Origin of the sequence: Actinoplanes awajinensis subsp. mycoplanecinus (assembly GCF_001509495.1) — a bacterium.
Taxonomy (GTDB): Bacteria; Actinomycetota; Actinomycetes; order Mycobacteriales; family Micromonosporaceae; genus Actinoplanes; species Actinoplanes palleronii.
Window position 1 is genome coordinate 83,749 of sequence record NZ_LLZH01000048.1, and the last position, 24,074, is coordinate 107,822.

Genomic DNA, 24,074 nt, shown 5'->3' on the forward strand with positions numbered 1-24,074 from the left:
TCCACTGTGGGACCGACCGCTATCGGGGCGCCTTCGTACCCTTATCGCCGGGCCGAACCGCAGGTCAGGGCCGGTCCGCCGTGGTGGGGTAGGCAGGCAGCTCGATGGCGTTGGCGGCCTTGTGCAGCGGGGCCATCATCGCCGCCATCATCCGGTCGCGGCCGGGCAGGCGGGACATCACACTCAGCATCACCATTGAGGTCCGCACCTGGCCGGCGCTGCTCAACACCATCCGCTTGACGTTGGCCGGGCCGAGCTTCTGGTTGCGCTCGGCGAACGGCCGCATCCTTTTCTCGTACGCCGTGAAGGCCGCGGTGTGGTCCCCGCCGGCCGCGGCCAGCTCCCCGGCCAGCAGGTACGCCCCGACCAGCGCGAGGCTGGTGCCCTGGCCGGAGGAGGGAGCCGCACAGTAGGCCGCGTCGCCGACCAGCGCCACCGGGCCGGTCGACCAGCGGTCCATCCGCACCTGCAGCATCCGGTCGTAGTAGAGGTCGCCGGCGTCGGCCGCCGCCTCCAGCAGCCGCGGCACCTCCCAGCCCTGATCCGCGTAGGCCTCGCGCAGCGCCTGCCGCGGGTCGCTCTCGTCGATCCCGTCCGGCGCACTGAACAGGAACATCGCCTTGGCGCTCGGTGCGCCGGCGGTGCTGTAGACCAGCGTGGTGCGGCCCGGGCTGACGTAGGTCAGCTCCTCGCGGTCCAGGCCCAGGTGGTTGGGGACCGAGGCGATCGCCACCCGGTAGCCCAGGTCGGTGACGAAGCCGGCCTCCGGCCCGAAGGCCAGCGCCCGGGTCCGCGAGTGCACCCCGTCGGCGCCGACGATCAGGTCGAACGTGCCGGTGCGGCCACTGTCGAAGGTCACCGTGTGGCCGTCGATCGCGGCGATCGCGTCGCCGAACCGGTAGTCCACCTCGTCCTTGGTCAGGTCGAACAGCAGGCGGGTCAGGTCGCCGCGCAGGATCTCCGCGTCGGCCTCCTCGCGTCCGCCGAAGACGTCGCCGTTCATGCTGGCCACCCGCTTGCCGGTGCGGTCGACGACCGCTCCGGAGCGCACGTCGGTGCGCCGCTCGCGGATCGCCGCCAGCAGCCCGGCCCGGCGCACCACCTCGAGCGCCGCGCCGCGGACGTCCACCTTGTAGCCACCGTCGCGCAGAGCGGGCGCCCGCTCGACGACCGTGGGCGTGAAGCCGTGGCGGCGCAACCAGTACGCCAAGGTCACGCCGGCGACACCGGCGCCTGAGATGAGGACCGTCTTCGTCATGCCTCGACGATACGCACGTGTAAGACACTTGTGCAAGACGTTTGTACAAGCAATGTAGACGCCTGGATCCTGACGCCCTGAACGCTGCGCCAGAACAGCTGCGACGACCAGCCCGATCCCGAAAACCCCAACCGCCCGCCCACCGCCGCCTCCTGCCTGAGCCCAATAACGGCCATCACGCCCAGCCCGGCCCACCAAGTCGGCCCCACGGCCCTCAAACCGCACCCATAACGGCCGTCGGAGCCAGCCGGGCCCACCAAGCTGGCCCTCACGGCCCTCAAACAGCACCCATAACGGCCGCCGGAGCCAGCCCGGCCGGCGGGGATGTGCGGCTGGTTCTGGCGGCCGTTAAAACGGGCTTGATAGGGCCGTGAGAGCCAGCCGGGGGCGGGAGCCGCGCCGCCCGCCTGGGGACGCGGAACATCGCGTGCTCCACGCCGTACCGTGTGCTCGGGCCGCCCCGGAACGGTCCGCGCCGGATCGCCTGCCGGGACCGGCCGCTCACCTTGCGGGACGGCAGCGACCGACCGCGGGCCGCGGCGGGCGCGGTGCACCGTGACGCACCGCCCGCCCCGCCTGGCAGCCGGCCCGCAGCTTGCCTGATCCTCCGCTACGACGCGCAGGTCCAGGAGACCGTGCCGGAGACGGCCGGGCCGCCGCCGCCCTTGGTGCCGTCGGCGTTCTGCGTCGACAGGTCGGTGAAGACCCACGAGCCGCCGCCCTTGCCGTCGGTGGTCACCGTGCTGGTGGTGTTCGACTGGGTGAAGTAGAGCTCCCCGCCGAAGCTGACCCCGGGCGGGCTCCCGGTGTCGGTGAGCGTGCCCCGCTCGTACGTCCCGGCACCCCGGTAGTCCTTGATCATCGCACCGACGAAGACCGTCTTGCCGTCGATGGTGTCGGTCAGCATCTGCGGCAGGACGAAGTACGCCCGGCCCTCGTCGTCCTTCTCCCCCGCGCCGTACTGGTCGCAGGACGTGTAGTCGACGCCGTTGTTGGTCGGCATCGGCGCCTTGCTGGTGCCCTTGAGCGTGACCGCGCCGGTGACCTCCACGGTCACCTCGGTGTGCACGCTGCCCACCGACATGCCGGTGTCGCCGACGTCGCCGGAACCGCCGTCCGCCGCTTCCGAGGCCGAGCCGCAGGCCGCCGTCGCCGACACCAGCACCACCATGGCGGCGGCGCCGGCCAGCCGACCAGATCGATTGATACCGCTGAACATCCCTTTTGCTCCCCGTCCCCTGGCTTTCGTCGCTGACCTGGTTAGCGTGTGGGCGGGCACTGAAGAAACGCTTAAGACGGAGAACCATGCGGTACGAGGTACTCGGCCCGGTCCGGGTGATCACCGGCGACGGCCTCCCGGCCGCACTGCCTCCGCGGATGCGCGCCCTGCTGGCCGCGCTGATCGCCGCCGCGGGCCGCCCCGCCTCCGCGGCCCGGCTGATCGCCGAGCTGTGGCCCGGCGAGGTGCCGCCGACCGCCGCGAGCGCCCTGCAGGTGCACGTCTCCGGCCTCCGCAAGATCGTCGGCGCGGCGCTGACCACCTCGTCCGGCGGGTACGCGCTCGACGCCCGCAGCGACGCCGACGAGTTCGCCGCGCTGGCCGCCACCGGCGCCCTCGACGAGGCACTCGCGCTCTGGCGCGGTCCCGCGTACGAGGGTGGTGGCACCGGCCCGATCGTCGCCGCGGCCGCCGCGCGCCTGGAGGAGTCGCTGCTCGCCACCCGCGGGCAGTGGGCCGACCGGGAAGCCGGGGCCGGGCGCCCGGTGCTCGCCGGGCTCAGCGCCTGGGTGGCCGCCGAGCCGACCTCCGAGCCCCTCGTCGAGCGCCTGATGCTGGCGCTGCACCGGGCCGGGCGGACCGCCGACGCCCTGGACCTCTACGACCGCACCGTGCTGGCGCTGTCCGAGTACGAGACCGAGCCCGGCACCCGGCTGGCCGCGCTCGCCGCCGCGGTCCGCCGCCGTGACCCCACCCTCGACCAGCCGGTACCCGGGCTGCCCGGCTCGCGCAGCCGGTTCATCGGCCGGCGCGCCGAGCTGGACCGGGTGATCCGGCTGCTCGGCACGAACCGGCTGCTCACCGTCGCCGGCACCGGCGGGGCCGGCAAGACCCGGCTCTCCGTCGAGCTGGCCCGCGAGGTGGCCGCCGAATACGAGTCGGTGCACATCGTCGAGCTGGCCGGGCACACCACCGGGATGCTCGCCGAGCGGGTCGCGGCCGCCGTCGGTGCCCGCGAGGAACCGGGCGTGCCGGTGGCCGGCAGTGTCGCCCGCCGGCTGTCCGGCCGGGTCCTGCTGGTGCTGGACAACTGCGAACACGTCCGGGCCGACGCCGCCCGGCTGGTCTACGACCTGCTGCCGCTGGCGCCGGGCCTGCGGTTCGTCACCACCAGCCGGGAACCGCTCGGGCTGCCCGGCGAGGTGGTCTTCTCCCTCGACGGGCTGGCCACCCCGGAGCCGGGTGCCGACGCCGCCCGCTCGGACGCGGTACGCCTGTTCAACGACCGGGTCGCCGCGGCCCGCGGCGGTGTCGCGCTGCGCCCGGCCGAGCTGCCGGTCGCCGCGAGCTGTGCCGCCGCCTCAACGGGCTGCCGCTCGCGCTCGAGCTGGCCGCCGCCCGGCTGCGCACCCTGCCCCTGACCGAGGTGATGTCCCGTCTGGACCGGCGCCTCGACCTGCTCGTCGGCACCTCGCCGGAGACCCGCCACCAGACCATGCGGGCCGCCATCGACTGGGACTTCGACCTGCTCGACGCGGTCCAGCAGGAGGTGTTCGGCCGGCTCGGCGTCTTCGCCGGCGGGTTCGGGCTCGCCGCCGCCACCGCGGTCGCCGGGCGCGACGCCGCCGAACCGCTCGCCCAGCTCGTCGACCGGTCCATGGTGGAACAGGCCGGCGACCGCTACCGGCTGGTCGAGACGATGCGCCAATACGCGGCCGAACGCCTGCCGGCCGGCGACCCGGCACACGACCGGCACGTCGCGGTCTGGGCCGAGCTGCTCGCCGCGCCGCGCCCGCTCGACGCGGCCGGGCACAGCCGGTGGCTGGCCACGGTCGAGCAGGACTACGACAACATCGTGGCCGCCCTTGACCGGTCGCTCGGGCACGGCGACCCGGGACAGGGGCTGAGCATCGCCGCCGCGATGTGGTGGTACTGGTGGGTCACCGGCCGGGTGGCCGAGGGCCGTTCCTGGCTGGGCCAGGCCCTGGCCGCCGCGCCGGCCACACCGACCCCGCCGCGCGGGCAGGCCCTGCGCGGCGCGGCCTCGCTGGCCCGCAGCTCCGGCGACCTGGCCGCCGCTCGCGCGCTCGGTGAGCAGAGCCTGGCCGTCTTCCGCGAGCTGGGTGACCGGCCCGGCACGATCACTGCGCTCAACAGCCTGTCCATCACCGCACAGGGGCAGCAGGACTACGACGGCTCCCTGTCGTACGGATATGACGGTCTGGCCCTGGCCGAGCAGGACGGTGACCGGCGGGGGATCGCCGCGGCGATGAACAACACCGCCGGGACGCTGCGCTGCGCCGGGCGGCTGGACGAGGCCGGACCGCTGTTCGAGCGGGCCCTGGCGGTGTTCCGCGAGATCAGCGATCCGCGGGGCGAGGCGGCCGCGCTGAACAACCTCGGCATCGTGTCCCGCCGTCGCGGCCGGCTCGCCGCCTCCGCCGGGCACATGCGCGCGGCGCTGCGCATCTACACCGACCTCGCCATCGTCGAGGGGCAGGTGGACGCGGTCGAGGGGCTGGCCCAGCTGGCCGTTCTCGACGGCGACCCGGCGCGCGGGCTCACCCTGCTGCTGCTCGCCGCCCGGGAACGCGTCACGCTCGGCTCGTCACTGTTCACCCCGGACGAGGTGGCCGACCGCGACTCGGCGGAACGCGCGGCCCGCGAGTCACTGACCGCCGACGAGATCACCCGGGCGGTCCGCGCGGCCGCCGGGACCACCCTCGACGCGGCGGTTGCACTGTTGTGTGAGAGAAATGTCTGAGACGGTAGCCTGACCGGTATGGGAAACCGAGAGGCTCTGCTGGAGGGCGCGAAGCGCTGCCTGGCCGAGAAGGGCTACGCCCGCACCACCGCCCGCGACATCGCCACCGCGGCCGGCACCAGCCTGGCCGCCATCGGCTACCACTACCGCACCACCGAGGCCCTGCTCAACGCCGCGCTGTTCGAGGTGATGCAGGAGTGGGGCGACGAGATGGCCCGGGCTCTGGCCACCGACGACCTGGCCGACGCCGGCCCGCTGGAGCGTTTCGAGGCCGTCTGGATCCGGATCATCGATTCGTTCCGGACGCACCGGTCACTGTGGGCGATGCAGCTGGAGGCCCTGACCCAGAGCCAGCACCAGCCCGAGGTCCGCGCCCAGCTCGCCGAGGGTCTGTCCGCGGCCCGCCTCGGCCTGGCCGAACTCTTCGACGTCTCCCCGGCCCCGTCCTCGCCGGCGCTGAACGCCGCGGTCGGCGCCTTCCACCAGGCCCTGCTCACCGGCGTCCTGACTCAGTGGCTGATCGACCCCGATCAGGCCCCGTCCGCCGCCGATCTCACCGCCGCCCTGCGCCGCCTGGCCACCACGATCGCACCGGCCCCCGCCTGACCCCGCCTCAGGCCGCGTTTCGGGTCGGACCGCCGGCAGCGACGGCGGGTGCGATCGCTGCCACCGCGCGCAACAGGTCCGCGACGGAAATGGTCTTCTCGTCGTCGGCTCCCGCGAGCCCGGCGAGGATCCAGTCGCGCATCAACCTGGTGGGCTTGATCCCGGCAGCCCTGGCCACCGCCCGGACCCGTTCGTAGTCGGCGACATCCAGACGCAGCGAAACCGTCACCTTGGGCTCGCTCTCCAGCACCGGGGGCAACTCGGCAGTGACCCCGTGATCGAAGACGAGCCGGTTCTCGGCGACTGCCTCGGCAAGCCCGGCCATCCGCACCTCATGGCTGCTCATGACGGCTCCTCTCCCACTGATCCAGCTGGCACTGCTCCTCAATCATCGACAAGCAGGCGCACGACATCCATCCACCGTATTGCGTTCGCAACACGCCTGCCATCAGCCGCCGAGACGTCTGCGCGTGCCGACAACTCAGCGGCATCGACCCGGCTTCGGGTGCCCCGATTGCCCATGACCCGCGGTTAGTCCCTCGCCTTCGGAGGGGCGGTGCGAGCACGCAGTATCAGATTGCGGCCCGCCACCGCCCCCATAGGGGCGGCACCCGCACGCAATCCCCGATCGCGTGCCACTACCGCCCCGAACCCCGGCCGATCGCGGGCTCCCACCGCCCCGCCAAACCCGAACGCGCGCTCCCACCGCCCGTTCACAGCCGACCGCGCACCCCCGCCGCCCCTGTGGAGTCGAGCGAGCGCGCCGCCCCGCCGACCATCGCTGCCACCGCCGCATCCGACGCCGCCAGCGCCTCACGGTCGAACGTGCTCCCCGCGGCGACCACCTCCGCCGCCCCGGTCCGCTCGATCAGCTCGGCGAGCCGGCTCTCCACCCCCGCAGGCGTCCCGGTGATCGCCGCCGCGGCCACCTGCTCCAGATACTGCTGTTCGCGCGAGGTCCGGCTTCCGGACCGCACCGCGGCCACCGGTTCCAACGGCGGGAAAACCCCTGTGGTACGACTCCGTGCCATCGCCCACGCCTCCGGCAGCAACAGCTCTGCCGCCTCCGCCGCGGTGTCCGCCACCAGCACGTCCAGGCTGATCGCCACCCGTGGCACCGGCTGCTGCGCGGACGGCCGGAACGCCCGCCGATACTCCGCCAGCGCCGCCAGCCCCGGCTCCGGATCACCGGCCACCCCGAGCAGCGGCCCGCCCACGATCACCGGGAGCCCCAGCTCGGCCGCGACCCGCAGCCCGCTCCCGGTGGCCAGCACGTGCAGCGGCACCGCACCCTCCGGACGCGGATGCAGGGTGATCTCCGCCGTCCCGTCCAGGAATCCGCGCAGCTCGGCCAGATCCGCGGCGAAGTCCCGGTCCACCTGACGCAGCGCCCGCCGTACCGGTGGGGTGAAACCGGGCGACCGCCCGAGCCCGAGGTCGACGCGGCCCGGAGCGAACGCGGACAGTGTCGCGAACTGCTCGGCCACGACGAGCGGCTGGTGGTGCGGCAGCATCACCCCGGCCGACCCGAGCCGGATCGTGCTCGTGGCACCGGTGATCGCGGCCAGCAGCACGGCCGGCGCGGCCCCGGCGATGCCCGGCACCCCGTGGTGCTCCGCGACCCAGAACCGCTGGTAGCCGAGCCGCTCGGCGTGCCTGGCGCGCGCCACGGTGCCCCGCAGCGCCACCGCCTCGACCTCACCGGCCCGAGTCCGGGACCGGTCCAGCAGAGAGATCTGACACTCGGCGTTGATCACAAAGGGTGCAGCGCCTTCCGGCCGAAGGCTTGTTCCCAGATGCGGCTCAGCATCAGCCAGCCGACGCCTTGTTCCCCGATGCCGCGAGGACGTCGCGGTAGTGCTGGTTGAGCATGATGCCGAGGACGTTGCCGAACGGGTCGGTGACCGACGCGGTGACGTAACCGGGCCCGCGCTCGACCGGCTTCTCGTATTCCGTCGCGCCCAGCTCCAGCAGCCGGGCGAAGACCGCTTCGAGGTCGTCGACGGCCCAGTAGACGATCGCGCCGCCCGGCTCCCGGCCGTGCGGGCGCGGGGCGAACCGCGCGTTCACGATGCCGAGTTCGTGCTGGTAGTCCCCGACCCGCCACTCGAGATAGCCGCCCTCGCGGACGAAGTACGGCTCGATCCCGAGGAAGGTCGTGTACCAGGTGCGGGCCGCGTCCAGGTCCTCGGCGAAGAAGGTGACGGTGGTCAATCCGCGAAGCATGGCTGTTCCTCTTTCCGTCGACGTCTCCGCCCCATCCTCGCGGCTTAAGTGCTCACCTTCTGAGCACTTATCCTCAAGGACATGCGTGCGGACCGGCTCGTCGCCACCCTTCTGCTGATGCAGGCGCGCGGCCGGGTGACCGCCGCGGAGCTCGCCGCCGAGCTGGAGGTGTCGGTGGCGACCGCCCGCCGCGACCTCGAAGCCCTGTCCGCCGCCGGGATCCCGGTCTATCCGCAGCCCGGCCGGCACGGCGGCTGGTCGCTGGTCGGCGGGGCCCGGACCGACCTGACCGGGCTGACGGCCGCCGAGGCGCAAGCGCTGTTTCTGCTGGCCGGCCCGGCGGCGGGTGTCTCCCCAGCGGCCAGGTCGGCGCTGCGCAAGCTGGTCCGCGCGCTGCCGGCGCCGTTCCGGGCGGACGCGCAGGCCGCCGCCACGGCCACCCTCGTCGACCCGACCGGCTGGGGTGAGCGGGCCGGTTCCCGCCCGGAGATCGTCGACCGGCTGCAGGACGCGGTGGTCCGGCGGCTCCGGATCCGGTTCGCCTACCGGGGCGCGGAGCGGGTGGCCGACCCGTGGGGGCTCGTCGACAAGGACGACATCTGGTATCTGATCGCCGGCACCGAGCGGGGCCGGCGCACGTTCCGGGTGGATCGTGCCGGCGAGCTGGTGGTCACCCCGGAGACCTTCGAGCCGCCGGCCGGGTTCGACCTGGACGAGGCGTGGCAGACCGTGGTCGGCGAGGTCGAGGAGAAACGGGCCGGCACCCGGGCCGAGCTGCTGATCGAGGAACGCTTCGCGTGGGTGCTGCGCGACCACTTCGGCCGGCACTGCGAGCAGCTCGAGGTGCTCGCCGACGGCCGCGCGCGGCTCCGGGTCGGCGCGCCGACACCGCGCGACATCGCCCGCACGCTGGCCGGGTGGGGAGCCATGGTCGAGGTCCTCGACCCACCCGCGGTCCGCGCCGAACTCGCTCGCATCGGCGCGGAACTGTCCGAGCGCTACCAGCCTCGGACGACGCCCTAGACGGCGGCTACGGCCAGGGTCGGGTTCACGCACTCGTCCACGTCGAGGACCATCAACAGCCGGCCCTCGGTCTTGTACGTCCCGGTCACCATCCGCCGGGTCGGGCCGGTCAGCGTCTCCGGCGGCGGCTCGAACGCGCTGTCGTCGAGGTCGGCGACCAGCCCGATCCGGTCGACGAGCAGGCTGACCGCCTCGCCGGCGACCCGCACCACCACGTTGATGACCGGACCGGTGATCGGCCGCGGCGCCAGCCCGAACCGGACCCGCAGGTCGACGGTGCCGATCACTTCGCCGCGCAGGTTGAACAGCCCGCCGTACGCGGGCGGGGCCAGTGGCATCGCCGTGTAGTGCTCGTTGAGCAGGACTTCCTGCACCGCACCGACCGGGACGCCGAAGAAGTGGTTCTCGACGTCGAAGGTGACGAACTGCTGGGTGAGCACGGTGTCTCCCGGATTGTTTCACTGGCCGCCAGGCTGCGCCGGGATGTGCCACCTGCTGTATTCGGCACATCCCGGGCAGACACCAGAAGAAATGACCGCGGATCGCCCGGCACAGAGACGTGGCCGGCGAGGGAGACCCCGCCGGCCACGTCCCCGCCCGTCAGGCCGCGGCGACCGCTTCCACGGACACCTGGTCCAAAGCGGTCTTCAGGATGTCGCGGACGTCCGCGACGATGTGCACGGTCAGCGCCGCGAGCACGTCCTGAGGCACCTCGTCGAGGTCCGGCTCGTTGCGCTGCGGCAGGTAGATCTCGGTGAGACCGGCCCGCTGCGCGGCGAGCAGTTTCTGCTTCACCCCGCCGATCGGCAGCACCCGGCCGGTCAGCGACACCTCGCCGGTCATCCCCACCTCGGCGCGCACGTTCCGGCCGAGCAGCAGCGAGACCAGCGCGGTCGTCATGGTGACGCCCGCCGACGGCCCGTCCTTGGGCACCGCGCCGGCCGGCACGTGCAGGTGGATCGGGTGATCGAGCTGCTCCGGCGAGATGCCGAGCTCGTCGGCGTGCGCCCGCACGTAGGAGAGCGCGATCTGCGCGGACTCCTTCATCACGTCACCGAGCTGACCAGTAACGGACAGCCCACCCTTGTCGCCGGGCAGCAGGGACGCCTCGATGTAGAGCACGTCGCCGCCCATCCCGGTCACCGCCAGGCCGGTGGCCACGCCGGGGACCGCGGTCCGCTCGGCCGACTCCGGCATGAAGCGCGGCCGTCCGATCAGATCTTTCAGATCGCCCGCCGAGACCGTGGCCGGCAGAGATCCGAGCGCGGCCTTGCGGAACGCCTTGGCCAAAAGCCTTTCCATCGTACGAACGCCGGCCTCGCGGGTGTAGTTCGCCGCGATCTCGCGCAGCGCGTCGTCGGTCACCGTCACCTCACCCGGCGACAGGGCGGCCCGCTCCAGCTGCCGGGGCACCAGGAAGTCGCGGGCGATGGCGACCTTGTCGTTCTCGGTGTAGCCGTCGATCGCGATCAGCTCCATCCGGTCGAACAGCGCCTGCGGGATCGTCTCCAGGGTGTTCGCCGTCGCGATGAACAGCACGTCGGACAGGTCGAGATCGAGGTCCAGGTAGTGGTCGCGGAACGTGTGGTTCTGCGCCGGGTCCAGCACCTCGAGCAGTGCCGCTGCCGGGTCACCGCGGTAGTCGCTGCCGACCTTGTCGACCTCGTCGAGCAGCACGACCGGGTTCATCGAGCCGGCCTCCTTGATCGCCCGTACGATCCGGCCGGGCAGCGCGCCGACGTAGGTGCGCCGGTGCCCGCGGATCTCGGCCTCGTCGCGCACGCCGCCCAGGGCGACCCGGACGAACTTGCGGCCGAGGGTCTTCGCGACCGACTCGCCCAGCGAGGTCTTGCCGACGCCGGGCGGGCCGGCCAGCAGGATCACTGCGCCGGAGCCGCGGCCGCCGACGGTCGTCAGTCCCCGGGACTCGCGACGGGCGCGGACGCCCAGGTACTCGACGATCCGCTCCTTGACCTCGTCGAGGCCGTGGTGGTCGGCGTCGAGCACCGCGCGGGCCGCGCCGAGATCGGTGTTGTCGGTGGTACGCGTGGCCCAGGGCAGGTCCAGCACGGTGTCGAGCCAGGTGCGGATCCAGCCGGCCTCGGGGTTCTGGTCACCGGCGCGTTCCAGCTTGTCGACCTCGCGCAGCGCCGCCTCGCGGATCGGCTCGGGCAGGTCGGCCGCTTCGACCTGGGCACGGTAGTCGTCGGTGCCGTCGGCGTCGCCCTCGCCGAGTTCCTTGCGGATCGCCTTGAGCTGTTCGCGCAGCAGGTACTCGCGGTTGCGCTTCTCGACCGACTCCCGTACATCGGTCTCGATCTTGTCGTTGACCTCGGACTCCGCCAGGAAGTCCTTGGTCCAGTCGATCAGCAGCCGCAGCCGGGCCGTGACGTCCGGGGTCTCCAGCAGTTCACGCTTGCGGTCGTTGGACAGGTACGGCGCCCAGCCCGCGGTGTCGGCCAGATCACCGGGGTCGTCGATGGCGCTGACCGAGTCGAGCACCTGCCACGCCTCCCGGCGCTGCAGCACCGAGACCACCAGCTGCTTGTACTCGGCGGCCAGCTCACGGGCGGCCTCGCCGCCGGCGACGGCCTCGACCGGCTCGGCCTCGACCCAGAGCGCCGCGCCGGGGCCGGTCACGCCGCTGCCGATCTTGGCGCGGACACCGGTGCGCAGCACGGCGGCGGGCGTGCCGCCACGGAACTTGCCGACCCGCTCGACCACGGCCACCACACCGTAGGACGCGTACCGGTCGTCGAGCCGCGGGGCGATCAGGAGCTCGGCGTCGGCCGAGGTGCGGGCGGCGTCCACGGCCGCCTGGGCCTTCTCGTCCAGCTCGACCGGCACCACCATGCCGGGGAGCAGCACGATGTCTTCTAGGAACAGAACGGGGAGTCGCTTACTGGTCACCGGGTACCTCCGAGGAGTTGAGTACAAGCGGCTCAACCTCGGCCGGGCCCCGGATCTTCCGGTGTTCACTGCCAGCGAAAACGTGACCTGGGACATCGACGGGTTGACAACGTTCGTGGACTTGGGCAGATTGATCAAATTCGGCGGACAACCTTTTGCCGCCCCTGCGCGTGTTACCGGGTGCGCGGCCCGCCAGGGCAGCAGCGGACCCCTCGATTGCGAGAGTCATGATTCAGCGACGCAAGGTCATCGTCGGCGCTCTCGGAGTGGCCGCCACGGCCACCGCCGCCGGTTGTTCCGCACACGCCTCGGCCAGCGCCGGCAGTGCCGTCTGGACCCAGCCGGTCTCCGACGACCAGGCCGCACCCGTCACCGAAGGCACGCCGGCCTCGACCGTCCAGCTGACCGTCACGCCGGCCGACAAGGCCACCGGATGGGGCGTGACGAAGCCGATCACGGTCGCCGCGGCGGGCGGCACGCTGCAGAAGGTCACCGTCACGGCGGGCAAGGCGAAGATCGACGGTGCGGTCCAGGCCGACGGGACCTGGCGTTCGAGCGAGGACCTCTCGTACGACAAGACGTACAAAGTGGTGGTGACCGCCGCGGACAGCTCCGGCGTGGCCACCGAGCAGACCTCCACCTTCGCCACGGTCAAGCCGAAGCACCTCACCCACATCACGTTCCAGTCGAACGCGCTGAACGTGCTCAAGGACGGTGGCACGTACGGCGCCGGCCAGCCGGTGATCGTGGCGTTCAGCCGGGCCGTCGACAAGGAGAAGGCCGAGAAGGCGATCGCGATCACCACGTCGCCGTCGGTCGAGGGCAAGTTCTACTGGGTCAACGACAGCACCGTGCACTGGCGTCCGGCGAAGTACTGGACCAGCGGGACCAGCATCAAGGTCAGCGTCGACATCCACGGCAAGAACCTGGGCAGCGGTGTCTACGGCGAGAAGAACGCGTCGGCGAACTTCCGGATCGGCCGTCAGCTGATCGCGATCGCCGACAGCCGGACGCACCAGACGAAGGTCTACATCGACGGCAAAGTGGTCCGCACCATGGCCAGCAGCTTCGGGATGGGCGGCACCACCAAGGGCGCGCAGGGCCAGGAGATCAATTTCTGGACCGCCGGTGGCCCGCACGTCGTGCTCTCCAAGGAGCGCACGCACAGCATGAGCTCGTCGAGCTACGGCGTCACCGACCCGAAGAACCCGTACTACTACGGGGACGAGGAGATCGAGTACTGCACCCGGATCTCCTATTCGGGCGAGTTCCTGCACGCTGCCCCGTGGAACCGGTCGCTGGGCCGGGCGAACAAGTCGCACGGCTGCGTCAACCTCAGCACCGCCGACGCCAAATGGGTGTACGAGAACTTCATCGTCGGTGACGTGGTCGACGTCAAGAACAGCCCGCGCACCCTGCAGATCTGGAACGGCCTCGGCGACTGGACCGTCTCGTACGACCGCTACGGCCGCTGACCGCGGGCCGGACGCTCAGTTCCGGGCGCTCCCGGCCGATAGAACCGAGCGTGAACGCTCAGCCTGTGATCGAGACCATGGACGACGCGGCGTCCATGGTCCTGCAGGCGCAGGAGCACCTCGACATGGCCCGGTACACCCCGGCCATGGAGCTCGCCGTGCGCGCCGAGACCCTGGCCGGCACGCCCGCCGTCCGGGCACACGCGCTCGCCGTCATCTCCGCCTGTCACCACCGGCTGGACCGGTACGCGCAGAGCATCGAGGTCGGGCTGCAGGCCGTCCGGTTGTGGCACGAGCTCGGCGACCTGGCCGGCGAGTCCTCGGCCCGCTCCACCATCGCGCGGGTCCTGATCCTCACCGGTGACCTGACCGAGTCGCTCGACGAGGGCCTGATCGCCCTGGAGCTGGCCGACCTGAGCGGCGAGTTGCGGCCCCGCCTGCTGGCGCTGACCGCGATCGGCATCGTGCACCTGTGCCTGCGCCAGCACGAGTTGTCGATCGAGTACTGCGAGCGGGCCGCCGAGACCGCGCGGCTGCTCGGTGACGTCGCGGTGCACGGCAGCCTGATCGACACCATCTCCTGCGTCTTCATGGGCCAGGCCTACGCCGCCCGCGAGGAGGGCAACGAGGAGGCCGCGCTCTCCTACGGCCGGCTCGCCGCCGACCGGGCCCGTGAGGCCATGGAGATCGGCCGTCAGTGCGGGCACCGCTATTACCAGGTGAACGCGCTGGGCAATCTGGCCGAAGGGCTCGCTTTCATCGGCCGCCCGGCCGAGGCGCTGGAGCTGATGGACACCATCCAGATCGATCCGGAACTCGATTCGGTCTCCATGGTGACGCATCTGCTGGACACCCGCGGATGCGTCCACCTGGCGCTGAAGAACTACGACCAGGCCGCCCGGCTCTTCGCCGAGGCCCTGGAACTGTCCGCGGGCAACAACACCGCGATGTATTACTGCGAGCACCTTTCCGAGGCGCACGAGAAGAACGGCGACTTTCGCGCCGCCCTGGAGTACCACAAGCGTTTCCACACGCTGTTCACCCTGGTCGCCTCCGAGGCGGCACAGCGCAGCGCCAGCATCGCCGCGATCCGCCTGGAGACGTCCCGGGCGCAGGACTACGCGATGCGGGAACGGGCCCGTGCGGAGGAGCTCTACCACTCGAATCTGGAGCTGACCCGGCACGCCGAGAGCCTGCTGCAGCAGAGCCTCGAGGACCCGCTGACCGGCCTGGCCAACCGCCGGCTGCTGGACCGGCTGCTGGAGACCGAGGGGCAGCGGTACTCGATCGCGCTGCTCGACGTGGACCACTTCAAGCGGGTCAACGACAGCTACTCGCACCAGATCGGCGACCAGGTGCTGCGCCAGCTCGGCGCGCTGCTCCTGCAGTCCAGCCGGCCGGCCGACCACGCGGCCCGCTACGGCGGCGAGGAGTTCGCCCTGCTGCTGAGCGACCAGGGCGACGAGCCGGACGAGGCCGTCGCCGAGCGGCTGCGCGAGCTGATCGAGGCGTTCGACTGGACGCCGATCGCACCGGGCCTGCGGGTCACCGTGAGTATCGGCATCGCCGCGCACCACGAGGCCGGCTCGGCCACCGCGCTGCTGGAAATCGCGGACCGCCGCCTGTACGAGGCGAAGAACGGCGGCCGTAATCGGGTGGTGGGCCCGGAAAGCCCGTCCCCTTCCACCGCGCCGGGTTTCACAGCCAGCAACTGAGAGCGCTCCCAGATGACCTTGAGTAATCGCACCGCTGCATAAAGAGGTTGCAGCGCCGTAAATTTCGGTTCGCGGTGTTGACCATCAAGGACAAAGAGCAGATCCTATTCCGGCGATCGCGAATGATCGGCCCCATTCCCCCGGGGGGCCGCATTTTGCGCTGCGCCGTTCTCGGCTTCGCTAAACAAACTTAACGGTATTTCCGTAGTCACTTCGACTTTGTCTGCCGGCCGTGACCTCGCCGGGCAGGCAGTCGACAGAGGAGCTGATCGCTTGTCCGTCCACGTTGAGGGCGCCGAGCAGACCGAGCCGGGCCACGCCAGCCCGCCCGACCCCAGCGCCGCCCCCCGACACCAGACGTCCCCACGTCGCCGGACCGGCGGCACGATCCGCCGGCGCGTGGTCCGCACCCTGGCCCTGCCGGTCGCGACCACCCTGGTGCTGCTCTCCATCGTGGCGGTCGGCGAGATCGAGAACTTCCGGACGGCGTCGGCGACCTCGCACGCCGTCACCATCGACCTCGCGGTCCAGGAGCTGATCCAGGGCCTGCAGACCGAACGTGGCCTGGCCGCAGGCCTGCTCGGCGGCAACGACGGGTTCCGCACCGAGCTGCAGCGGGCCCGCAACGAGGTCGACCTGGGCCGGGACGCGGTGCAGCGACTGATCACCGACGACGACGATGTCGAGAACCGGACCGCCGCCGCGGTGCGCGAACTCGACGGCCTGACCAGCGTCCGGGCCGGCACCGACACCGGCTCCGGCAAGCAGGTCGCCACCATCGGCTACTACACCGACCGCATCGCCGAGCTCGGCAACCTCGACTTCGACCTGGACAGCACCGGCGACGAGGAGCTGCGCCGGGGCGCGACCGCGCTGGAGGCGCTCGGCGACGTCAAGGAGGCCACCGCCCAGGAGCGGGCGTTCCTCAACGGCGTCTTCTCGGCCGGCGGTTTCAAGCGCGGCGAGTTCCTGCAGTTCGTCACGATGCGCGCCACCAAGGACGCGGCGCTGACCGCGTTCGACCGCTACGCGGACCCCGCCTCGCGGGCGGCCCGGGACTACACCCTGGACACCGGCGCGGCCCGGGAGGCGGCCTACTTCGAGCGGGTCGCCCTGCTCTCCGGTGACGGCAAGTACCTCCAGGTCAACCCGCAGTCCTGGTGGTCCGCGCAGACTACCGTGCTCGACGACATGCTGCAGCTGGAGCACCACGTCGGCTCGGTCATCGCGGCGCGCGCCTCGACGCTCGAGGACGACGCCTCGGTCCGGATGGGTGTGCTGCTCGGTGCGGTGCTGCTCTGCCTGGCCGGCTCGGTCTGGCTCGCCACCGTCGCGTCGAAGTCGGTGGCCCGGCCGCTCGCGCTGCTGGCCGGCGAGGCCAACCAGCTGGCCAGCACCCAGCTGCCGGATGCGGTCCAGCGGGTGTCGGCCGGTGCCGACACCGAGCCACCGCCCCCGGTGCTCGTGCCACGCGGCGCCAGCGACGAGGTCCGGCTGGTGGCCGACGCGTTCGACCGGGTGCAGGAGACCGCGTACGCGCTCGCCACCGAGCAGGCGCAGCTGCGCCGCACCGCCGCCGAGTCGATGGCCAACCTGGGCCGGCGCAACCAGAACCTGCTCCGCCGCCAGCTGGCCTTCATCACCAAGCTGGAGCGCGAGGAGGCCAGCCCGACCGGCCTGGCGAACCTCTTCGAGCTCGACCACCTGGCCACCCGCATGCGCCGCAACGCCGAGAGCCTGCTGGTCCTGGTCGGCGCGGCGAGCCCGCGCCAGCTCACCGAGCCGCTGATGGTCCCGGACGTGATCCGCGCCGCGGTCTCCGAGGTCGAGGAGTACCGCCGGGTCACGCTGCGCCGGGTGGACGACGTACTGGTGGCCGGCTCCACGGTCAGCGGCATCGCGCACATGCTGGCCGAGCTGATCGAGAACGGCCTGTCGTTCTCCCCGCCGGACATGGACGTGGAGATCCACGGTCGCCGGATCGGCACCGGTTACCTGATCGCGATCACCGACCAGGGCGTCGGGATGTCCCCGGACGACATGCAGCGGGCCAACGCCCGGCTGCGCGGCGAGGGCGACTTCATCACCGCACCGGCCCGGTTCCTGGGCCACTACGTGGTCGGCCGGCTCGCCCTGCAGATGGGCATCGACGTGCAGCTCACCCCGTCGCCGGTGACCGGGGTGACCGCGCGGATCACGCTGCCCGCCGAGATCCTGACCGACCAGCCGGTGATCAGCGCGTCCCGGCCGTCCCGGCAGCCGGCCCGCCAGGTCACCTCCACCGTCGAGTCGGCCCGGCCGCTGCGGCTGCCGACGGCCGAGAAGGCGCCCGCCCCGGCGGCGGCGGCGAGCACGGTGGTCACGGCCGACCGGCCGTTCCAGCCCGCCGCCATCGAGTACGTGGCGATGGACGACACCGTGCCCAGCTTCGCCGACGACACCGCTCCTCGTACCCCCAACGGCCTGCGCAAACGCATCCCCCGCGCCCAGCGCGCCCAGCCCCGGGCGGACGCGCCCAGCACCGCGCCGGTCGACCGGCCGGCCCCGATCAGCGACTCACCGGACGCGGTGCGGGACCGGCTCAACGCGCTGCGCGGTGGTATTCAGCGCGGTAACGCCGAAACCGCGGGGTTGCCGTGACCGGCACTCCGAAATGGCCCCTTGGCAGCAACCTGGAAAGAAGAAAAATGAGCGTTGACACCTCGGCGGATCGGCACCAGTTCAACTGGATGCTCGGCAACTTCGTTCACCAGACGGACGGCGTGCGCGACGCCGTGGCGGTGTCCTCCGACGGGTTGCTGATCGCCAGCTCGGACGGGCTGAACCGGGCCGAGGCGGATCAGCTGGCCGCGATCGTCTCCAGCCTGGCGAGCCTGGCGCGCAGCGCGTCCCGCCGGTACGACTTCGACGGCCTGAAGCTCATCATGATCGAGATGCATCGGGGCTTCCTGCTGGTCTCGGTCATCTCCGGCGGCAGCGTCCTCGGCGTGGTGGCCGGCAGCGAGTCCGACCTCGGGCTGGTCGGTTACGAGATCTCGCTGCTCGCCGACCGCTTCGGCAGCATGCTCACCCCGGCCCTGATCGCAGAGTCCCGGCAACACCTGCCGCTATGAGCGAGTCCTCGTGGGGCTCCGAGTCGGAGCTGTTCCCGTACGCCGGTGGGCCGTTGACGCCCACCGGGCGGCATTCCGGCGACATGGACGAGGATCCGGTGATCCGTCCGTTCATGCTCACCAACGGACGCACCCAGCCGCTGCACGACGGCCTGCGGATCGAGACGTTGTTGCGCGCGGCACCGGCCGCGCTGTCGGCACCGCTGCGCTTCGAGTCCCGGCGCATCGTCGAGCTCGCGCAGTCACCGATGTCGGTGGCCGACCTGGCGGTGGCACTGCGGGTGCCGCTCGGCGTGGTCCGCGTGATCGTGGCCGACCTGATCACTCAAGGGTTCCTCGACGTGGAAATACAGCCCGAGGAGTTCTCCACCAGTTTGATCGAAAGGATCAGGGACCGTGTCCGGGCGCTCTAGCGAGCCGTCGGCAGCGCACCCCATCGCTGTCAAAATCGTCATCAGCGGCGGATTCGGGGTCGGCAAAACCACCTTCGTCGGTGCTATTTCCGAGATCGAACCGCTGGTCACCGAGGCCGAGCTGACCGAGAAGTCGATCGGTATCGACGACACCTCGGCGGTCTCCGGCAAGACCACCACCACTGTCGCGCTGGACTTCGGCCGGATCACCCTCGACGACGCGCTGCTGCTCTACCTGTTCGGCACGCCCGGGCAGGACCGGTTCGCGTTCCTCTGGGACGACCTGGTCACCGGGGCACTCGGCGCGATCGTGCTGGTCGACACGCGGCGGATCGAGGACTCCTTCCCCGCGATCGACTACTTCGAGGAGCACGAGATCCCGTTCATCGTCGGTATCAACCGATTCCCCGGCGGACAGCAGTTCTCCCCGTCGGAGGTCCGGGACGCGCTGGGCGTCAGTCCGGGCGTACCCATGGTGCAATGCGACGCCCGTGACCGGGAATCGGTCAAGAGTGTGCTGGTGTCCCTGACCGAGGAGGTCCTGGCCAAGCGCGCGAACCGGGAGCGGGCGGGGTCGACGTGGTGAGGCGCCGGCTCGCCCGGGCGCTCGCCGCCCTCGGTCTCGCGGCGCTGGCCGGCTGCTCGGGCACCGAGGCGGCGATCGTCGCGCCGCCCGGCGTGCCCAACCCGGTCGGCTGCGGCACGGTGAACATCGCGGTCAACCCGTGGTCGGGGTACGCCGCGAACGTCGCCGTGGTCGGATACCTGCTCAAGACGGAACTGCGCTGCAGCGTGGTGACCACCGAGCTGAGCGAGACCACGTCGTGGGCCGGGCTGTCCGACGGCACCATCGACGTGATCCTGGAGAACTGGGGTCACGACGACCTGAAGAAGAAGTACATCGACGGCCAGAAGGTCGCCGTGCAGATGGGCCTGACCGGCAACAAGGGTGTCATCGGCTGGTACGTCCCGCCGTGGATGGCCGAGACCTACCCGGACATCACCGACTGGACCAAGCTCAACGACCGCGCCGACCTGTTCAAGACGTCGCGCTCCGGCGGCAAGGGACAGTTCCTGGCCGGCGATCCGTCGTTCGTCACCAACGACGCCGCCCTGATCAAGAACCTCAAGCTCGACTACTCGGTGGTCTTCGCCGGCAGCGAGGACAAGCTGATCGCCGCGTTCCGCCGGGCCGAGCGGGACAAGACCCCGCTGATCGGGTACTTCTACGCGCCGCAGTGGCTGCTCTCGGACATCAAGCTGACCCACATCCCGCTGCCGAACTACACCCCCGGCTGCGACAGCGTCCCCGACAAGGTCGCCTGCGACTACCAGCCGTACGACCTCGACAAGATCGGCCGCAAGGCGTTCGTCGACTCGGGCAGCCCGGCGGCCACCTTCATCAAGAACTGGACGTGGACCAACGCCGACCAGAACGAGGTCGCCAAGGACATGACCCAGAACCACCTCTCCGCCGACGACGCCGCCAAGAAGTGGGCCGACGCCCACCGCACGACGTGGGAGAAGTGGCTCGACTGACCAGCACGACAGGTCACAGAAGTACGGTTCTGAGAACCATACTTCTGTGACCTTTTCACGTGCGGTCTCGGCTGGTGCTCAGGGGTGCCTCCGGGGCGTTGAGACAGCCCCCAGCGCCAGCCGGGGCCGTGCGGCGCGCTGCGGCCTGGGGTGACAGCGGTCTTGCGGGGCCTCACGGGCGGGACGTGGCTCGTAGCCTGCGGACGAGCGCTCCGTAGTCGTACCGCATAGGGCTGACCCGAAGCGGACGCCTGCCTCGCGCCGGACCGATTCCGGCGAGAAAGCGGCCCTCCTATGTACCCATGTGTATAGTCACGCGCCATGACCATCGCCACCGCTTTTCTGGCGTTGCTCGAGGACCGGCCGCAGCATGGGTACGACCTCAAGCGCGCCTACGACCAGCACTTCGGCAGTGATCGGCCGCTGCACTACGGGCAGGTGTACACCACGCTCGCCAAGCTGCTGAAGAACGGCCTGGTCACCGTCGACGGGACCGACGGTGAGGGCGGGCCGGACCGGAAGCGGTACACGATCACCGAGGCCGGGGTCACCGACGTGCAGCGGTGGCTCGCGGCGCCCGAGAAGCCTGATCAGTATCTGCAGAGCGCGCTCTACGCCAAGGTGATCGGCGCGCTGCTCACCGGGCGGTCCGCGGCCGACGTGCTGGACGTGCAGCGCGAGGAGCACCTGGTGGCGATGCGGGAGCTGACCCGGCGCAAGCGGGCCGGTGACCTCGCCGACCGGCTGATCTGCGACCACGCGCTGTTCCACCTGGAGGCGGATCTGCGCTGGCTGGAGCACACCACGACGGTCCTCGACGAGCTGGCCGGGCAGGTCCGGCGATGAGCGCGCTGCTGGTGGCCGAGCAGCTGCACAAGACGTACGGCACGACGACCGCCCTGACCGGCGCGGACCTGGCCGTGCACGCCGGCGAGATCGTGTCGGTGATGGGCCCGTCCGGGTCCGGCAAGTCGACCCTGCTGCACTGCGCCGCCGGGCTGACCGCGCCGGACGGTGGCCTGGTCACCTATGCCGGGCAGGACCTCTTCGCGCTCGGCGACGTCAAGCGCAGCGCGGTCCGCCGTCGCGAGTTCGGCTTCGTGTTCCAATTCGGACAGCTGGTGCCGGAGTTGACCGCCCTGCAGAACGTCGCCCTGCCGCTGCGCCTCGACGGCGTCGCCCGCCGGGTGGCCGAGCGCCGCGCCGCCGGGCTGATGGACCGGCTCGGCCTGGCCGAGAAGGCCCCGGCCCGGCCCGGTGAGCTCTCCGGCGGCCAGCAGCAACGGGTCGCGGTGGCGCGCGCGCTGGTCACCGGACCGAAAGTGATCTTCGCGGACGAGCCGACCGGCGCGCTCGACTCGGTCACCGGTGAACAGGTGATGGACCTGCTCACCGACGCGGCCCGGGCGACCGGCGCCGCGGTCGTGCTGGTCACCCACGACGCGCGGGTCGCCGCCTACGCGGACCGCGGCGTGGTCGTCCGCGACGGCCGCAGTTCCAGTAGAGCCGGTGTGCGATGAGGCGGATCCTGGCCGAGCTGGGCCTCGGTGTCCGGCTGGCGTTCGCCGGTGGCCGCCGCGGCGGGATCCGCACCGCGATGGCGACCCTGGGCGTCGCGATCGGCGCGGCCGGGCTGCTGTTCGCGGCGTCGGCGCCGGTCATGCTCGACACCCGGCACCAGCGCACCGAGGCCCGCTCGGACTACGTGCGCGGCGAGGTGATCCCGGCCGGGCGGACCACGATCGTCGCGAGCGCCGACGCGCAGTGGCGGGACAACCCGATCCGCGCGCGGCTGATCTGGCCGGAGGTGCCCGACGCGCCGCTGCCACCGGGTGTCCCGGCGTTCCCCGCGGACCAGCAGATGTACGTGTCCCCGGCGCTGCGGGCGGCCCTGGCCGGGCCGGACGGGGCGACCCTGCGCCGGCAGATGCCGTACGACATCGTCGGCACCATCGCGCCGATCGGGCTGTCCGGGCCGCACGAGTTCGCCTACTACGCCGGGTACCAGCGGGTGACGACCCTGGTCCAGCGGGGTTCCTGGCGGGTGGACCGGTTCGGTTTCCCCGAGGAGCCAGCTCCCGGCACCGGCTCGTACGTGCTCGTGGCGGTCCTGCTGGCCACCCTGCTGCTACCGGTGGCGATCTTCATCGGGGCCGCGCTGCGGTTCGGCGGGGACACCCGCGACCGGCGGCTGGCCGCGATCCGGCTGATCGGCGCGGACAGCCGGGCGGTGCTGCGGATGGCCGTCGGCGAGAGCCTGGTGCCGGCCGGGCTCGGCCTGCTGCTCGGCACGGCGCTGTACCTGGCGGTGCGCAGTCAGATCGCCCGCTTCTGGCTCTTCGACATCAGCGTCTACCCCTCCGACGTGCACCCGGTGCCGGTGCTGGCCGTCCTCGTGGTGGCGGTGGTCACGGCGCTGTCGGCCGGGGTCACCCTGCTGAGCTTCCGCGGTGTCACGGTCGAGCCGCTCGGGGTGCTGCGCCAGGCGGCGACCTGGAACGGCCGGCTCTGGTGGCGGCTGATTCCGCTGGTGGTGAGCCTGGCCCTGCTCTACCCGATCCTGCTCGGCCGCACCGACCTCGGCGAGCAGCGGACCGGGGCCGGGGTGGTGCTGCTGATCGCGGCGCTGGTGCCGCTGCTGCCGTACCTGGTGCCGCTGGTGGCCCGGGTGCTGCCCGACGGCTCGGTGTCGTGGCAGCTCGCCTCGCAGCAGCTGCGGCGCAACCCGACCGGTTCGACCCGGGCGATCAGCGGCATCGTCGTCGCGGTGGCCGGTGCGATCGCCCTGCAGTCGCTGTTCGGTGCGGCCGAGGGGCACCGCTACGGGCCGACCGACCCGGCCGACCCGGCGTTCCTCCTGCAGGCCTGGGGCCAGCAGAGCCCCGAGGCCATGCGCGAGCGCACCGCGGCGTTCGAGCGGGTCGACGGCGTCCGGGCCGGCACGGTGGCCAAATACGGGCTGATCAGTGACGGCAACTACGCGAACTATCTGATCGTCGGCGACTGCGCGGCGCTGCGCCAGATCGCCGCCCTCGATGGGTGCAAGCCCGGTGACGCGTTCACCGCCGGGCGGGTGGGCCGGACGATGACCGTCGACATCAGCGACACCGCGCCGGTCGCGGGCCCGACGATCCCGGTGCCGGCGCACGCCCGCCACGCGACGCTGACCGGCTCGGATGCGGAGAGCACCGGGCCCAGCGTGCTGCTGACCACCATGCCCGCGAAGCTGGCCGGCGTCGAGCCGAGCTTCGTCGAGACCCGGATGTTCACCACGAAAGAGCCGGCCGACGTCGCCGGGCAGGTGCGCGGGGTCGCCGCCGAGGTCGAGCCGCTGGCCATGTTCACCGCGATGGTGCCGGAGGCCGACAAGTTCGGGTCGCTGCGGACCGCCCTCGACATCGGCTCCACGCTGATCCTGCTGATGATGGCGGCCGGGCTGCTGCTCGACGTCACCGCCCGGCTGCACGAGCGGCGCCGCATCCTCGGCGTGCTGTCCGCGGTCGGCGCCCGCGACGGCACGGTCATCGCTTCGGTGCTGCTGCAGGTGGCGGTGCCGGTGGTCGCCGGCCTCACCCTCGCCGCCGGCGCCGGGGCGGTGCTCGGCGCGCTGCTGATGCGGATGTCGGAGATCCCGATCCGGTTCGCCGCGGCGACGATCCTGACCCCGGTCGCGGTCGGTGCCGGGCTGGTGCTGGTCACCACGGTGGCGGTGCTGCTGCCCGCGGTCCGCCGCGTGACGCGGACCGAAGAGCTTCGGTACGAGTAAGCCGCCAGCGCGGCCGCGGAAGGTACGAGTGAGCCGCCGGTGCGGCC

General features: G+C 71.7%; 21 protein-coding genes. 14 read left to right on the forward strand and 7 right to left on the reverse strand.

The annotated features are described in order from the left end of the window. Window positions 1–64 precede the first annotated feature (64 nt). Together ADL15_RS09510 and ADL15_RS09515 are read right to left on the reverse strand one after the other, a co-directional pair. Complete coding sequence (locus ADL15_RS09510) at window positions 65–1,258, reverse strand: FAD-dependent monooxygenase (RefSeq protein ID WP_067687302.1); 1,194 nt, start codon at window positions 1,256–1,258, stop codon at window positions 65–67. Between the two features lie 610 nt (window positions 1,259–1,868). After that, window positions 1,869–2,477: a hypothetical protein gene (locus tag ADL15_RS09515; RefSeq protein ID WP_067687305.1), complete on the reverse strand. Its 609-nt coding sequence runs from the start codon at window positions 2,475–2,477 to the stop codon at window positions 1,869–1,871. An 86-nt stretch (window positions 2,478–2,563) separates the two neighbouring features. Here ADL15_RS09515 and ADL15_RS09520 point away from each other — a divergent pair, with 86 nt between their 5' ends. Genes ADL15_RS09520 through ADL15_RS09530 form a run of 3 tightly spaced genes read left to right on the forward strand, consistent with a single transcriptional unit; the run spans window position 2,564 to window position 5,847 of the window. Beyond that, window positions 2,564–3,898: an AfsR/SARP family transcriptional regulator gene (locus tag ADL15_RS09520; protein ID WP_067687308.1), complete on the forward strand. Its 1,335-nt coding sequence runs from the start codon at window positions 2,564–2,566 to the stop codon at window positions 3,896–3,898. 8 nt (window positions 3,899–3,906) lie between these two features. After that, a complete protein-coding gene (locus ADL15_RS09525) occupies window positions 3,907–5,241 on the forward strand; it encodes an ATP-binding protein (RefSeq protein WP_067687311.1) in 1,335 nt (444 codons plus the stop codon). Between the two features lie 18 nt (window positions 5,242–5,259). After that, entirely contained in the window at window positions 5,260–5,847 is a 588-nt protein-coding gene (locus ADL15_RS09530) for a TetR/AcrR family transcriptional regulator (RefSeq protein WP_067687314.1), read from the forward strand. Window positions 5,848–5,854: 7 nt separating this feature from the next. Here the strand turns inward: ADL15_RS09530 and ADL15_RS09535 are convergent, their stop codons facing one another. The 3 genes from ADL15_RS09535 to ADL15_RS09545 all read right to left on the reverse strand — a co-directional run bounded on the left by ADL15_RS09535 (window position 5,855) and on the right by ADL15_RS09545 (window position 8,073). Beyond that, a complete protein-coding gene (locus tag ADL15_RS09535) occupies window positions 5,855–6,193 on the reverse strand; it encodes a hypothetical protein (protein ID WP_067687317.1) in 339 nt (112 codons plus the stop codon). A 367-nt stretch (window positions 6,194–6,560) separates the two neighbouring features. Next, window positions 6,561–7,604, reverse strand: a complete 1,044-nt coding sequence (locus tag ADL15_RS09540) for an MsnO8 family LLM class oxidoreductase (protein WP_067687320.1) — start codon at window positions 7,602–7,604, stop codon at window positions 6,561–6,563. 52 nt (window positions 7,605–7,656) lie between these two features. After that, complete coding sequence (locus ADL15_RS09545; RefSeq protein WP_067687323.1) at window positions 7,657–8,073, reverse strand: VOC family protein; 417 nt, start codon at window positions 8,071–8,073, stop codon at window positions 7,657–7,659. 81 nt (window positions 8,074–8,154) lie between these two features. Between ADL15_RS09545 and ADL15_RS09550 the strand changes: the two genes are divergently transcribed. Then, window positions 8,155–9,096 carry a helix-turn-helix transcriptional regulator gene (locus tag ADL15_RS09550; RefSeq protein ID WP_067687326.1) on the forward strand — a complete coding sequence of 314 codons (942 nt, stop codon included), beginning with the start codon at window positions 8,155–8,157 and terminating at the stop codon, window positions 9,094–9,096. On the opposite strand, the gene ADL15_RS09555 is transcribed toward ADL15_RS09550, so the two are convergent. Both ADL15_RS09555 and lon read right to left on the reverse strand, forming a co-directional pair. After that, entirely contained in the window at window positions 9,093–9,536 is a 444-nt protein-coding gene (locus tag ADL15_RS09555) for a chemotaxis protein CheW (protein ID WP_067687329.1), read from the reverse strand. The genes ADL15_RS09550 and ADL15_RS09555 overlap by 4 nt on opposite strands. Before the next feature lie 160 nt (window positions 9,537–9,696). Continuing rightward, on the reverse strand, window positions 9,697–11,949 hold the full coding sequence (gene lon / locus ADL15_RS09560; protein ID WP_232343989.1) for an endopeptidase La: 2,253 nt from the start codon (window positions 11,947–11,949) through the stop codon (window positions 9,697–9,699). A gap of 284 nt (window positions 11,950–12,233) precedes the next feature. Between lon and ADL15_RS09565 the strand changes: the two genes are divergently transcribed. The 10 genes from ADL15_RS09565 to ADL15_RS09610 all read left to right on the forward strand — a co-directional run bounded on the left by ADL15_RS09565 (window position 12,234) and on the right by ADL15_RS09610 (window position 24,027). Beyond that, on the forward strand, window positions 12,234–13,481 hold the full coding sequence (locus ADL15_RS09565; RefSeq protein WP_067687336.1) for a L,D-transpeptidase: 1,248 nt from the start codon (window positions 12,234–12,236) through the stop codon (window positions 13,479–13,481). A gap of 50 nt (window positions 13,482–13,531) precedes the next feature. Then, window positions 13,532–15,196, forward strand: a complete 1,665-nt coding sequence (locus tag ADL15_RS09570; protein ID WP_157441261.1) for a GGDEF domain-containing protein — start codon at window positions 13,532–13,534, stop codon at window positions 15,194–15,196. Between the two features lie 273 nt (window positions 15,197–15,469). Further along, complete coding sequence (locus ADL15_RS09575; protein WP_083971054.1) at window positions 15,470–17,836, forward strand: sensor histidine kinase; 2,367 nt, start codon at window positions 15,470–15,472, stop codon at window positions 17,834–17,836. Between the two features lie 47 nt (window positions 17,837–17,883). After that, window positions 17,884–18,309, forward strand: a complete 426-nt coding sequence (locus tag ADL15_RS09580) for a roadblock/LC7 domain-containing protein (protein WP_067687340.1) — start codon at window positions 17,884–17,886, stop codon at window positions 18,307–18,309. Then, window positions 18,306–18,722 (forward strand): DUF742 domain-containing protein, encoded by a 417-nt coding sequence (locus tag ADL15_RS09585; RefSeq protein ID WP_083971056.1) that lies wholly within the window; start codon window positions 18,306–18,308, stop codon window positions 18,720–18,722. Before ADL15_RS09580 ends, ADL15_RS09585 begins: the two co-directional genes overlap by 4 nt. Further along, window positions 18,706–19,308: a GTP-binding protein gene (locus ADL15_RS09590; RefSeq protein ID WP_067687342.1), complete on the forward strand. Its 603-nt coding sequence runs from the start codon at window positions 18,706–18,708 to the stop codon at window positions 19,306–19,308. The genes ADL15_RS09585 and ADL15_RS09590 overlap by 17 nt, the downstream gene beginning before the upstream one ends. After that, the gene (locus ADL15_RS09595) at window positions 19,305–20,261 is read left to right on the forward strand and encodes an ABC transporter substrate-binding protein (RefSeq protein WP_232343981.1); all 957 of its coding nucleotides are present in this window, start codon (window positions 19,305–19,307) and stop codon (window positions 20,259–20,261) included. Before ADL15_RS09590 ends, ADL15_RS09595 begins: the two co-directional genes overlap by 4 nt. Before the next feature lie 321 nt (window positions 20,262–20,582). After that, window positions 20,583–21,107 (forward strand): PadR family transcriptional regulator, encoded by a 525-nt coding sequence (locus ADL15_RS09600; protein ID WP_067687346.1) that lies wholly within the window; start codon window positions 20,583–20,585, stop codon window positions 21,105–21,107. Next, window positions 21,104–21,781, forward strand: a complete 678-nt coding sequence (locus tag ADL15_RS09605) for an ABC transporter ATP-binding protein (protein ID WP_067687348.1) — start codon at window positions 21,104–21,106, stop codon at window positions 21,779–21,781. Before ADL15_RS09600 ends, ADL15_RS09605 begins: the two co-directional genes overlap by 4 nt. Next, a complete protein-coding gene (locus ADL15_RS09610) occupies window positions 21,778–24,027 on the forward strand; it encodes an FtsX-like permease family protein (RefSeq protein WP_067687350.1) in 2,250 nt (749 codons plus the stop codon). Before ADL15_RS09605 ends, ADL15_RS09610 begins: the two co-directional genes overlap by 4 nt. Window positions 24,028–24,074 lie beyond the last annotated feature (47 nt).